The 13,220-nt window shown below is 64.2% G+C and carries 8 protein-coding genes; 5 read left to right on the plus strand and 3 right to left on the minus strand.

Features of this window, described 5'->3' with window-relative positions:
* Positions 1 to 39 precede the first annotated feature (39 nt).
* Together larC and larB are read right to left on the minus strand one after the other, a co-directional pair.
* The gene (gene larC / locus PLU72_05645) at positions 40 to 1,437 is read right to left on the minus strand and encodes a nickel pincer cofactor biosynthesis protein LarC (protein ID HOT27650.1); all 1,398 of its coding nucleotides are present in this window, start codon (positions 1,435 to 1,437) and stop codon (positions 40 to 42) included.
* The gene (larB, locus tag PLU72_05650) at positions 1,434 to 2,180 is read right to left on the minus strand and encodes a nickel pincer cofactor biosynthesis protein LarB (protein HOT27651.1); all 747 of its coding nucleotides are present in this window, start codon (positions 2,178 to 2,180) and stop codon (positions 1,434 to 1,436) included. The genes larC and larB overlap by 4 nt, the downstream gene beginning before the upstream one ends.
* A gap of 314 nt (positions 2,181 to 2,494) precedes the next feature.
* Here larB and PLU72_05655 point away from each other — a divergent pair, with 314 nt between their 5' ends.
* Together PLU72_05655 and PLU72_05660 are read left to right on the plus strand one after the other, a co-directional pair.
* The gene (locus PLU72_05655) at positions 2,495 to 3,172 is read left to right on the plus strand and encodes a hypothetical protein (GenBank protein ID HOT27652.1); all 678 of its coding nucleotides are present in this window, start codon (positions 2,495 to 2,497) and stop codon (positions 3,170 to 3,172) included.
* Positions 3,173 to 3,281: 109 nt separating this feature from the next.
* On the plus strand, positions 3,282 to 4,487 hold the full coding sequence (locus PLU72_05660; protein HOT27653.1) for a hypothetical protein: 1,206 nt from the start codon (positions 3,282 to 3,284) through the stop codon (positions 4,485 to 4,487).
* Here PLU72_05660 and PLU72_05665 read toward each other — a convergent pair.
* The gene (locus PLU72_05665) at positions 4,461 to 5,465 is read right to left on the minus strand and encodes a lysylphosphatidylglycerol synthase transmembrane domain-containing protein (GenBank protein ID HOT27654.1); all 1,005 of its coding nucleotides are present in this window, start codon (positions 5,463 to 5,465) and stop codon (positions 4,461 to 4,463) included. The two genes, PLU72_05660 and PLU72_05665, sit on opposite strands and share 27 nt — an antisense overlap.
* 143 nt (positions 5,466 to 5,608) lie before the next feature.
* Here PLU72_05665 and PLU72_05670 point away from each other — a divergent pair, with 143 nt between their 5' ends.
* The 3 genes from PLU72_05670 to PLU72_05680 all read left to right on the plus strand — a co-directional run bounded on the left by PLU72_05670 (position 5,609) and on the right by PLU72_05680 (position 13,215).
* A complete protein-coding gene (locus PLU72_05670) occupies positions 5,609 to 7,315 on the plus strand; it encodes a hypothetical protein (protein HOT27655.1) in 1,707 nt (568 codons plus the stop codon).
* A 157-nt stretch (positions 7,316 to 7,472) separates the two neighbouring features.
* A complete protein-coding gene (locus PLU72_05675; GenBank protein ID HOT27656.1) occupies positions 7,473 to 10,316 on the plus strand; it encodes an adenylate/guanylate cyclase domain-containing protein in 2,844 nt (947 codons plus the stop codon).
* Positions 10,309 to 13,215, plus strand: a complete 2,907-nt coding sequence (locus PLU72_05680; GenBank protein ID HOT27657.1) for an adenylate/guanylate cyclase domain-containing protein — start codon at positions 10,309 to 10,311, stop codon at positions 13,213 to 13,215. Before PLU72_05675 ends, PLU72_05680 begins: the two co-directional genes overlap by 8 nt.
* The last annotated feature ends 5 nt before the right edge of the window (positions 13,216 to 13,220 follow it).

Raw genomic sequence — 13,220 nt, forward strand, 5'->3', positions numbered from 1 at the left:
CGATGTGGTCCTTCATTGAATGTTTTGCTCCTGACTCAATCAAGGTTCTTCGAGTTCGGAGATTTTTTTCGTCATTCGGGCCTGAATATCGCGCAAGGGGGTTCCCGTATCGATGGCGATGGCCCGCAGGGATTCGTATTCGGGAACGATGCGGACGGTTCCGTCCGGGTCGGTGATTTTTTTGGCGGCCACGGTTCCGTAGGAGGTCTGCAGTTCCCGCTTTTCGCGGCGGAGAACGGCTCGGGAAACCGTCTGCCGTCTGATCCCGAGGGTGGGGAGTTCGCTGAACAGGAGTTCCTGGGCCCGAGCCGCAAGCGCCGGCGGAATCATCACGCTGAGTGCTGTGCCGGGGCGGCCTTTCTTCATGATCAGGGGGGTCATCGTCACGTCGAGCGCGCCGATGTCCCAGAGTCGTTCGGCCACATAGCCGAGCAGTTCGCCCGATACATTGTCGACGTTCGTTTCGAGAACGCTGACCTCATCGTAATCGACGTTGCCGGCCACCGCGCCGGAATCGCCGAGAAACGCCCGCAGGACGTTCGGCACGGCGAATCGCCGACTTCCGGCACCGACACCGATCTTCTTCGGAACGAAGCTGGCAGGGAGACCCGGCTTCGCGTGAAGCCCCCGGAGAATGGCCGCGCCCGTGGGGGTCGTCAACTCGCCGTCGACGTCCGGAAGGGAATATATCTCGTAGCCTCTCAGCAGAAGCGCCGTTGCAGGCGCCGGAACCGGCATTTTCCCGTGGCGGCAGCTAACGAAGCCCCGTCCGACATGGATCGGAGACACGTGCACGGACGTGACACCGAGCTCTTCGAGACAGATCGCGACCCCGACGATATCGGCGATGCTGTCGCGGGCGCCGACCTCGTGGAAATGGACGGTTTCGGGCGTCGCGCCATGCACCTCGGCCTCGGCCGCCGCAAGTTCGTAGAAACAGGCGAGGGCCCGGTCGGCCACGCCGGCGGAATACTTCGCGGCCGCGATGAGGTCGCGAATTTCACGCAGCCCGCGCTCCGGCAGATGGTGAGCGTGCGGATGCGAATGGTCGTGGGCATGCGGATGACCGTGACCATGTTCGTGGTCGTGGTGAGGGTCATGACAATGCGTGTGCTCATGCCCATGTTCGTGGTCGTGAGCATGATCGTCATCATGGTTGTGACAATGGGTGTGATCGTGATCTCCGTGGTGCGATACCGCGTGATCGTGCTGCGGGTCGGCATGCGCATGGGCTTCGTCGTCGCGGGTGTTGAAATACGTCGCCCGGATGCCGTCTTTTATAATGCTCCGTATGGAAATCCCGAGGCTGCCTTCCTGGAAGGGGAGTTTCGCCAGTTCGGCCTCGAGACGGCCGGGATCGGCCCCCAGGTCGAGAAGCGAGGCGACCGCCATGTTGCCGGCGATACCCGCGAAGCAGTCCCAGTATAACGTGGTCATGACGTTCTCCCGTTGATCATGCGAATGGCCGCCACGGCGGCGCCGAACCCGTTATCGATATTCACCACGGTCACCCCGGCCGCGCACGAGTTGAGCATGCCGAGCAGCGCGGCAATGCCGCCGAAACTGGCGCCATACCCAACCGAGGTCGGCACCGCGATGACCGGAACCGGCACCAGCCCGCCCACGACGCTCGGAAGCGCGCCTTCCATGCCCGCGACGACGATCACGGCATCGGCCGTGCGGATCGTGTCGAGCCGCCCCAGCAGGCGATGGATGCCCGCGACGCCGATATCGCTGCACCGCACGACGCCGACGTCGGCGAACTCGAGCGTCGCGGCCGCCTCGTCGGCGACGGAAAGGTCGGACGTTCCGGCCGCCAGGACTGCGACACGGCCTCGCGTGGCAGGTTTGCGGGCAGGAAGGCTCATAGCCGTCCGGGACCGTTCGTCGATGCGGATTCCGCGAATCTGTTTTTTGAGCGCTTCGAGCGTTTCGTCCGGACAGCGGGTCGCGAGAGCGCGCCCGTTCGCCTTTTTCAGGGCCCGGAAAATCGAGACGGTCTGTTCGGGGGATTTCCCGGCCGCGTAAATGGCTTCCGGGAACCCGGACCGGGCTTCGCGGTGAACGTCGAGGACGGCATCGGGAACGGTCACCTCGCCGGGCATCCGTCGGCGCAACTCGGCCAGCGCCTCGCCCGTATCCATGCGACCCCGCCTGACGGCTTCGAGAATTGTTTTCATCACGGTTTCAGTAGACTTCATGGCGGGTAAAACTTTACCTGAACCCACCCGACACTGCAAGGCGGATTCAGCGATTTGCCCGATGCGATTACCGCCAGTCCGCCGGCCGGAGATGCTAGAATGCCTACTCCAGGGCCTATTGAGTCCTGCAGAATGAACCCCCCCCCGTTCGCCCTGAGCCTGTCGAAGCTTGTCCTGAGTTTGCCGAAGGGGGCGAGGTCTCTCGTGCTTCGACAGGCTCAGCACGAACGGGGACGAAAAATACGTGACTTCTGTTTCAAAGGAACCACAAGAAGAGAGGAGCGGGGAAAACCATGCGACCGAATATCGTTCGTTACCGCTGGCTGGCGGTGCTGGCGTTTGCCGTCAGCGCACTCGTTTTCGCTTCTCCGCCGGAAGCCGCGGGCGGAGCATGGAGTTTTCGCCTGAACTTGGGTGGCTTCCCGGAACCGGTCTGGCAGGAATCCGATTTGAAACTTCTCGTGCGGCGCGTTCGCAAGGATATGGACGAGGCCCTGAAGGAAGCGGAGAAAACGGGAAGAATCCTGCAGGCGCCGCCGGTTCCGGCATTTCCGGGCTGGTCGAGATGCCAGGACATCGCGCATCAGGCCCGGCCGGACCTGATGGTCGTGCGCATGAACCTGGCGGGGTTGAAAGCCGCCGTCAAGATGGTCCGGGGAACGTTCGATCGCATGTCCGAGGACCGTTTCGAGGAAGGCCTGCCGTTCGGCTTCTCGGCGGGTGATTGGGGCGCCGAGATCCTGCGCGATTTCAGGCTGCGCGGCTGCTCGAAGAAGCGCCTCCTCCGCATCCTGACGATCCACCAGGGGGCCGCGCGGGACCTGTGGGCGGACCTGCGCGACGACATCAACCGCGACGTCGTCTGGACCCACCATGCCTGGGAAAAAACGAAGAACCATCCCGACACCGCCACGCGCAACCGCGCGGCCTGGAATCTCTGGCATGCCATGGGCTTCCCGGCCCGGTGGTAGCCGTTTGATTTTCCCGCGGGAATCCCCGATAATGGCCGGGCTCGCAAAACACACCCCTGCACGCTCATTCGTCTGGTGTGTCGAGCAATAGCATCACAGGCGGTTCTTCATGGAAACGACAGATCGATCCGAAACCCACATCTCCGGGCTGACCGGCATCCCGGGCACCAGGGAACTCCTTCTCCTGCTGCTGACGTCTCTGACAGCCTACGGAGTCGCGTTTCATCTGATGGGCTGGCACGTCATGCACGAACTGCCTCATATCCGCATCTCGGAAGCAGCGCGCTCGATCTGGCGCACGGGCTCGCTCGAACCCCCGGAGTATCGGGGCTACGCGTCCGATGCCATCGCGCTGAGCCTGAAATCGAATCTCCCCGTCTGGCAAGATGCGTTTGCCCTGGGGGCGCGCGGCGAGCTGTACCCGAAGCACGGCGTCTTCACCGCGATCGTGGCGGCGCTCTTTTTCGGCGTCTTCGGGGAAGCGGGGTTTCTGATATTCAACGAACTCCTGATCGTAACGCTGTTTCTGAGCCTTCGTCGCATCGCCGCCGGCTGGGGAATCATCCTCTCGCCGCTCGCCACGGTTCTGGGGCTCGGCCTCGGAACGCAGCTCCTGCTCCACTCGTATTCCTTCTCCTACGAGGTGTTCGCCAATACCCTGCTGTTCGCCGGCTTCGCGGTGGCCGCGTTCCGGCCCGCAACCGGGGGGTTCATCGCCGGCCTCAGCGTGCTGGCGCATCCTGCGCTGCTCATCGTCTGCCCGTTCGGTTTTCTTCTGCTCCCGCCCGGGCAGTTTACCCGCGTCACCGTCCTGCGATATTTCGCCGGCATGGCCGCGGCTGGCTTGTGCATCGGGCTGGTCAACACCGCGCTATGGGGCGGATTTTTCGTTACGGCGTATCACCGACTGCCCGAGTATCACGCCGGAACCATGCGGATTTCCGTGCATCCGATGGGCTTCGATCCGGCCATCCTGGTTTCCGACTGGTGGGAAAAGCTGTTCCACCACCACTACGGCCTGCTTTTCTACAACCCGGTTCTGATCGGGGTCATTTTTCTCCCGTGGCTGCTTCGCCGGACGCCGCACCGGCGTTTCTTCACGGGCCTCCTGATGATCGGCGCGGTGAACGCGCTCCACATCTTTTCCTTTTGCCACTGGCGATCATCGGGGTTCGGCAATAAATATGTATTTCCAGGTATTATAGCTACAGCTTTAGCAGTGGCGGCGGCGTGCGCAACGAAACGGAACACCTGTGAAGGCGCGGCTTCAGAGCAGGATGCGAAAGCATCACGCCGGGATACGCTCCCCGTCTGACGGCCGGGGGGCGGCGGCCGGGTCGAGCCGGAGGTCGTCGGCGCGGGCGCCGGCGGAGAAGACGCAGAGGCCGAGCAGGATCGCGAACCAGAGGGTCACGGCGCGGATCAGCAGGGTGGCCGTGACGGCGGCGTCGCCGGCGATGCCGGCCGAGATGAAGAAGAGGCTGAGGGTTCCCTCGGTCACGAGCAGGCCCCCGGGAAGAAACGAGAGGGCGCCGGTGATCGAGCCGAACGCGTGAGCGAACACCGAGAGGCCGAACAGCTCGGGCCGCGCGACGCCGAGCCCGCCGAAGATCAGATACAGCGCGGCCCCTTCCCATGCCCAGGAAAAGGCGCTGAGCGGCACGGTGACGAGCAGGGCGGGCAGGGTCAGCAGCATGCGGGTGCTTTCTTCGAGCGCCCGGATCATCGTTCGGAGGCGGGGTTTTCCGGGAGCCAGGCGGCCGGCGGCACGGTCGAGCACCCGCCAGAACGCGGGCCTCGTCGCGGCGGCAAGCCCGACGATCAGCAAGATGCTGCAGACAATCAGGGTTTTGCCGCCCCAGGCAAACCTGGAGAAGCCGAAAGCGGCGAGGCACATCAGGCCCAGCAGGTCGGTGAGGCGCTCGGCCAGCACGATGGGTGCGGTGCGGGAGACGGGGATGCCGTACCGGTTGCGCAACAGCAGGGATTTGACGACCTCGCCCAGTTTGCCCGGGCTGAGCACCATCACGAACGAGGCGAAGAAGACCCAGAGGCTGTCGCGGAGGGCGATTCTCACCCCCAGCCGGCGCAGGAAATACTCCCATTTCGCGAACCGGAGCAGGTAGTTGAGGCTGACGAACGCGAGAATCACCGGGATAAGGCGGTGCGGAAACGCCGCCAGCGCTGCCGTCACGCGGCCGAGATCCGTGAGAAGCACGGCCAGTCCGGCGAGAATGCACAGGGCAACGACCGCCCAGCCGCCGGCGCCCCGGAGGAGTTTCATCGGATTCATACCCGTGCATCATCGCAGATTCGCCGGTTCAAGGCAATCGTCCCTGTGCTACCATTGACACGCCCAGGGCTTCCCCGGCAGATGTCAGATGCTGCCAATGAGGGTGATCCGGGGTGCGCGATGCAACGAGAGAGGGTATCAAAATGGCCGATCAACAATCGTCCCATGATGCGTTGAGTCATCCGGAGCAGGTCTTTCTTGCGGTTGCGCGACAGGTCTGCGCCGACGGCGTCATCGGGGCCGATGAGTTCGAGATTCTACGTGCCCTGGCACCCCTTCTGGGCCTGTCCGTCGAACGGGCCAACGCCCTGGGGAATCAGGCCATCAGGGAATTCCGTTCGGAAACCCTCCGGGAGTCCGTTCTCGCCTCTCCGGAAGACCTCTATCGAAGCGTTCTGACCACGTTCGGGGCGGACGGGAACATCGACGCCCCGGAGGAAGCACTCCTCGCACGGCTTCGGAAGCTGCTCGGACTGACCTCGTTCGAATCGGCGCTCCTCCCTGATAAGAAGCCGGCAACCCAAGCGGAGCCTCTCCCGGTCACCGCCATGCCGTCAGTGCCCGGGCCCCGACCGGTCGGGGACAACCTCGAAACTGCGGAACCCATGCCTTCGGACGGGCGATGCAGGATTCGGCCACTGCTGTGCCCCAGTTGCAAGGCGGTCGTTCCGCTCAGACAGGTCACGGAGACCACCTGCGCCTACTGCCGGACGCCCGTCCGGATTCCAACGTCCTATCTGGAGGCCCTGGCATCACAGGCCGCGCTTGAAAAGCGGAGACAGGGGGTTCAGGAACTGTTCGCGCTCCTCGGAACCCGCCCCTCCACCTTTGGCTGGCTCCTCACCCAGGTTCCGGAACGCATCATGACGGGGGTGGTCGTGCTCCTGCTCCTTATCGGGCCTGCAGCCATGGGTCCCGACAGCGGATTCTTCGCGTTTCTGAACTGGTATGTGGCCCGCAGTCGCGGCGAAAACCTCATCGACCTTCTCACGCATGCGGAATCGATTTTGCTGGCTTTCGTCCCTTTCGCGCTGTTTCTGTCCGTCACCTTCGTGCTGCTCTACAGGCTTCGTCGAAACCTTTTCACCATGAACACCCTCCGGGTGGCGCTGGTCGTCGGAGCACCGACCCGGCCAGGCGGGCCAAGCACCTGTCGGCAATGCGGGTCCCCGCTCGCCGTTCCCGACAATGCCGTCGGCATCACCTGCCCCTACTGTTCGGCCGACAATCTGGTGAATGTTCCCGCGGACTGGCTGGCCGTCACTCATCGCCAGGCACGTCTGGCAGGTATGGATTTTCAGAAAGCCCTGGACCTCTATCGCCGGGAAAGCCTCAAAGGCTGGGAATCATGCATCGCCGTCATCCTGGGCGCGCTGGCCATGGCGTTCATTCATGTCGAGGCGGCAAGGTATCTTCGCGAAACGCCGGAAATGCCGCCCCTCCGAAGCGCCATCGCCCGGCGAACCGGGCTGGTGGCAGGCTTCGGCACGCCACCGGGGCCGGCCCTGCCCTTCGACACGTGGACTGAACTGGCCGCAACCAATACCCGGCTGGTGACCTGTTTTGTGCCTCTGGCCCGCGGCGAACGCCTGCAGATCCGCTGGCGCCCTGCGCCTCACAGCCCCAAGCCGATTTTCACGAACGACAGGGACCGCATGCCCATCGCCATCTTCCAGGAACGCAATTTCCGCAGAGGAGGGAAACCGGAACGACAGGTGGAGAAACAGCTCGGCTCGGTTGAACGATTTGAATTTTCCGCCCCGCTGGGTGCCTGGTATCGCCTCGACCTTTCGCTGCCGGAGAAGGGCCGGGTCGAATTCCATCCGTCCGTTCCGGTGAAGTCGCCGTGACGCCGCTACACGCCCCCTCGTGCGTCTGAAGGGTTGAGGGCATGTCGTGCCGCGTCGGCGCATCATCGCAGATTCGCCGGTCCAAGGCGGTCTCTCCTGTGCTACCATACCCCCCATGACGGGCGACCACACCCATCAGGCTCTTGAGAGATCCGCCATGTCGAATGCCGAAACGGCATGCACAGCGCCTCCCGGACCGGCAGACCGCCGCCCCGAAGGCAGGCGGAAGTCGCTGACCTGGGCGGCTGTCTTTTTTCTCATCGTCGTCGTCCTTCCCGCGGCCGGCCTCTGGCACCTGACGAGCCGGTTCGAGGCATCGACCGATGCCGCGCGCGAGGCCGAGTGCCGCGAAAAGGCGCGGGAGCTGGTCATGCGCCTGCGAAGCGCCCTCGACCGGAACATCGTCATCACCGAGAAGCTCGGCCTGTTCCGGCGCTCGGTGCTCGCCGAGCGGCGCGGGCGCGCCATCGACGAGGCTTCCGCAAGCCTCCACGACGCCAAGATCAGGCGGTTTTTTCCCGCCGACACCCAGATTCACTGGTTCGACGCCTCCGACCGCATGATCCCGGTGGCCGGCCGGCCGGTACCGCCGGGACAACGGGCCTGGCAGGCGTTTCTGCGAGCGATCCGGAGCGAGACGGGTGTCAGCGCGACGGAACTGTCACTCGCCCAGAGTTTTTTCAAGAAAACGTTCGGCAGCATCGCCACTCTGAGCTACCTCCGCCGGAGCCGCACCCAGGCGACCGAAGTGCTGATCGGCGGAAAACTCCACTCGCTCGCCATCGTCGTTTTCAACGCCGGCCGGCCGGCGAAGCGGCGGCTCGGCAGCTGCATCGTCATCGCTCCCGTATACCGGGCCAAACAGGGCTGGGAACTCGAACGGGCCATCCGCCTTCTCTCCGGCGAGGAAACGGCCATCGGCGGCCTGTGGCAGATCGCGGGCGACGGGCCGGCGGCCGAACCGCTGTCCCCGGGCATGTTGCACGGTTTGGGACAGCAGCTCGAACGGGGGCAATCGGTGTATTTGACGGCGGAATGGTTCATATACTCAATAATATACGATAAGAATCCTGACCTGCTACTGACCGTCGCAATCCGCACCCCCGCGAAATCGCGGTGGGTGACCACCGCCACGACCGCGTCGCGCGGCCTGCTCTCAGCGACGGTGCTCGCGGCCGGATTCGCCCTTTTCGCCCTGGGGGCCGGCTGGTGGCATCCCCGGCTCAACCTCGAAGCGAAATTCAAGATCGCCGCGGCGGCGCTCACCGTTCCGACGCTGCTCGCCATGGCGCTGCTGGGCCTCGAGCATCTGAACCGTCTTTCGCAGAGCCAGACCGAGGGCCTGCTGAAACAGCTCGAAAGTCAGCTTGCCGGCGTCGAACAGAAGGTCGCCTCGGAGTTGGGCCGCCTCGAAAACCTCCTTCTCGTCGTCAGCAGAAGCGCCGAACTGGCGTCCGTCGGCTCGACGGCGGCCTTCGAGAGACAGCTGGCCCCGTTTCTCCAATCCGGGCTTTCCAGGGCCGTCCTGGTGTTTCGCGACGGGCGATCGTACGAGTTCCATGTCGCGGACAGCAAGACCAGTTGGGGCATGCTGGACGCGATCGGCAAGCGGACCATGCAGTATTACGGGTTCAAGGTGCAGAAGATGCCGAATGAACGGCCGTTTCCCGCCGAGTTCGAAGTGCTGTTCCCGGAAAAGAGCATCGACGACCACAACCAGGCGCTCTTCGACAAACTCACGCCGATCCAGTTCGCGAGCCAGAAGACCGTCATCTTCCAGGCGTTTTTCAGGGGAAAAGCCGATAAGAAGCCCCTCGGCTTTTTCAACGTGCATTTCGACCTGTCGAACCTGAACACCCTGATGATGGGGCGGGCGTTGTCGGAGATGCGCCGCCAGGGGGTCAAGCTGGCAGTGCTCGGCGACGTTCCGTCGACGAATCTCTATATCGGATCAAATAGAAAAATCCGGAAGATCCTCGACCTGGTACGGTTCACCGGCCAGCCCGTCCAGACGACGCTCGAGTTCCGCGACCGTCCCTGGCTCGTCCGCGCCCGGCCTCTCAAGGGGATCGACGCCGCCGGCATCTCCCTGATCCGGGCGGACGTAACCGATCCGTCCTGGTCGGCGACCGCGGCGCTCCTCTTCCTGTTCGCGTTCGGCGGCGCGATGGCCTCGCTCTGGTCCGTACAGCAACTGCGCGCCCTTCTCATCGAGCCCATGTCGGCCCTGTTGATCGCGGTCAGGCGCGTCGAGGGGGGAGACTACAAAACCCGCATCGTCTCGACGGCCAACGACGAGCTCGGCGTGCTGATCCGGCGGCTCGGCGTGCTGGTCCAGGGCCTCCGGCACAAGGCCCGCATGACGCCGTTTCTGCGGGCCGACCTCGTGGAAAGCGCCGCGACGCACACGCCCGACCCGGGAAGCCGCCGGCCGGTGACGGTGCTGTTCGCGGGGCTTCGCGGGTTCGGCGACGTCGAGGCCAGGCTCGAGCCGGAAGAGGCGATGCAGGTGATGAGCCGGTATCTGGGCCTCTGCGAGTCCGCCGTCCTGCGCCACGGCGGCGAGATCGACAAGTTCATCGGCGATACCGCGATGGCGATTTACCGTGAAGGGCCGGACCTTCCGCCGACCGGTCTTCGCGCGGCGAGAACCGCTCTCGAAATCGACCGCGAGATGGAACGCTGGATGGCCGAAGAAGGCGACATGCCCGGCGGACGTCTGCGTCACGGCGTCGGCTTCGCCTCGGGCTCGCCGGTCGTCGGCCATGTCGGCTCCCTTCGCAAGCGCCTCGACGCAACCGCGATCGGCGACACCGTCAACCTCGCCGCGCGTCTCGAGAAGCTCGCGGGACGCGATCGGCATCCGTCGGCCCTGACGACAACCGCCACGATCGCCGGCCTGCCCGGAGAAATCGTGCCGGTCCCGACCGGCATCCACGGCGTCCGCGGAAGACAGGAAGCGGTCCAGGTCGTCGGTATCCGGAGGCCGGCGCATGAGTGAACGGTCTCCCTCCCGGGAGAGGCTCTTCATGCTTCTTCTGCTCGCGCTTCTGTTCGTGTGCGGCTGGCTCTGCCTCGACGTCATCGAGGAAAGCCGCGAAGACTCGATCCGCCTGGAGCATCTCGACACGCTCCGGAACCGTCTTCCCCTCCTGCGCGAACGACTGTCTCCGAAAAGCCTGGCCCACGAAAAGATCCTCGCCGGCCTCCACGGCGTGACGGCGTTGAATGCGGGGACGGTGCGCAGGATCGTCTCCCGCTGGCGCGCCGCGTTCGGTTCAGATATAAAGTATTCAATATGGAACAAGGAGTACAATCTCCTTGCCAATCGCGGACTGACCCAACAGGATCGAGAGGCGCTTCTGACGGTCATGGCCGAGCGGAGATGTCGCGAGACGCTCGAGCCGTTCCCCGATTTCGTTCGCGGGATGTATTTTCCATCCATGACGCATCTTTTCGGAGGTCCGGTAACGTTTCTGGAGCACAACCCCATCTCGCTCAAAACGTCGCGATTTCTCGGCGAATACGGGCAACTTTTCATCGGACCATGGTTTCCGGACATGTCCCTGTGTTTCGCGGCATACAAGGACCTCGAAATCGCCTCCGAGCCGGCTTCCGTCGGCATCGTCCCCTGCGCCGGCTTTTTCGCGCTGTTCGTGCCGAACAGGACGATCGGTTCTTCGGAATGGCTGAAAAAAGCCCTCGCGCTGCCGACCGTCGGCCTCGACATCCCGCGGATTCATTTGACGACCTGGCGCCGGTTGCGCACGGCGGAACGGGAGATTCCGGGGCTGACGCCGGAACTGGCGCGGACCGTCGCCGTCGAGGCCAAGCGGACTTCCGAAGGCGCCATCCTCGACGCCTCGATGCGGGGCGTCGTCTTCATCCGGGAAGCCGGTTGGCAGCATACGATCGCGCTGCACACGGAGCAGATGCGCCTGCCGTTCCGGCTCGCCCGCTCGCCCGTCATGCCGGCCCTGTTTCTGCTGCTGCTCGCCGCGATCCCGCTGGCGCTCAGCCTCGACGTGCGGGGCGGCATCGCGACCGGCCTCTTCCGCCAATGCCTGGCGATCTGCGTGGTCGTGAGCTGCATCCCCGTCACCGGTCTCCTCTGGACAGGCTTCATCGGGAGCCAGAGCCGTTTCGACTCCCGGCGCGCCGATGCCATGCAACGTCTGGAGCAACGTCTGGAGCAACTCGAGGCGAGCCATGCATCCTACCTGAGCAAGCTGATCAAACCGATCCGCAAGTTCCTCGACGATCCGGCGTGGCGCAAGGGCATGCGACCGGATTCCGACATCGCGTCGGCGGTCGCACCATTGAAAAACTTGTTTCTGAACACCCTGTATGTCATCGATCCCAACGGCAATCCGCATGATTTCACTCCGGGCATCACCGACCCGACGCGCAAAGAAATCAAACAGGTCCGCACGCTCATGACGGCGCTCCTCCAGTTTATTTTCTCGACGCTCATCTCTCGCGAGACCTCGTCGGGCGGTTCCGACCGCCAGAACCTTCAGCAGGAGATCCGGGGCGGCATGATTTACGACATCTTCGCGCTCGCGGTCAGCCCGGAAACCGTCTACCAGCTCGCCATCACCTTCGACCGGCTGATGCTGTTCCAGATGTTCCACGAGACGGCCTCGGTCATTTTTCACGAAGTGCTCGACGAATCGATGAAGCCAACGATGCTGCTGTTCGCCGTCATGAACCGCAAGTTCATGATCCAGCAGGAGCTGACCCAGGCCGTCAACAGCCGCATCAGCCCCGGCCAGGCCGTCCCGCCGATCGTCCTCCAGCAGAACATGGAAGGGGAATGGCCGAACGTCCTCCCCGTGTCGCCCAGCATGGAACCGGCCATGTATCTCCTTCTGCAGCGATTGAGAAGCGAGGGAGGCAACATCCGCACCCGCCTGACGGTCAACGGAACGCCCTGCCACGTCCTGGCCCGCCCCCTTACGGGCATGGAGATGATCGGCGCGGCGCTCGAACCGATCGGGCAGGAAGCCGGGATGGCGCTTCCCCCGGCCGTGTTTGCGGCGGCGTATCCGGTCGCGATCGTCGTTCTCGCCCTGCTCCTGTTCCAGTCGTTCTTCCTGAAACCGGTCGGCGAGATGCGGAAAACGGTCGAAGCGATCGCGGCGGGCGATTACGGACAGCGCCTGCCCGTGCTGACCGACGACGAGATCGGCAGCCTGTGTCTCAGCTTCAACGCCATGGCGAAGGACCTGGCCGAAAAGGAGTTTTTGCGCCGGTTCATCTCGGATCTTACGATGCAGGCCGTCGCCGGCCGCCACCGCCGCACCGCCACACGCCTCACCGCCACGGTGATGTTCACCGACATCCGCGGCTTCACGACCATGTCCGAAACCCAGCCGCCCGAGAAGATCACGGCGATGCTCAACGAGTATCTGACCCGCATGGAAGCGGTGATCGAGGCGCACGGCGGCACGATCGACAAGTTCATCGGCGACGCGATCATGGCCGTCTTCCTGCCGACCCACGGCATGGCCCCGCCGGGCGAGCGCGCCGTCCGGGCCGCGTTCGGCATGCGCCGCGAGCTCGCCGCATTCAACGCGGCCCGGCGCGCGGCCGGCGAGTTCGAGATCGCGATCGGTAGCGGCATCGCGACGGGCGAGATTCTGATGGGGGTGCTGGGCCGCTCTGACGGGCGCCAGGACTTCACCGTGACCGGCCCGACGGTGAATATATCATCATCTATGGAAAAGCGGTCGAAGGAAACGCGCCGCACGCCGATCGTCGCCTGCCCCGCGACCGTCGAAGCCGCTTCCGGGCATCTCGTGACGGAGCCGCTTCCCGCGATTCCCGGAAAACCGGCGGGCTTCGAACTGGTTTCGATTGCCGATTTCGAGGTATCATTGTCCCATTCCGACACCTGACGTGG

It is taken from the genome of Candidatus Ozemobacteraceae bacterium (assembly GCA_035373905.1).
Taxonomy (GTDB): domain Bacteria; phylum Muiribacteriota; class Ozemobacteria; order Ozemobacterales; family Ozemobacteraceae; genus MWAR01.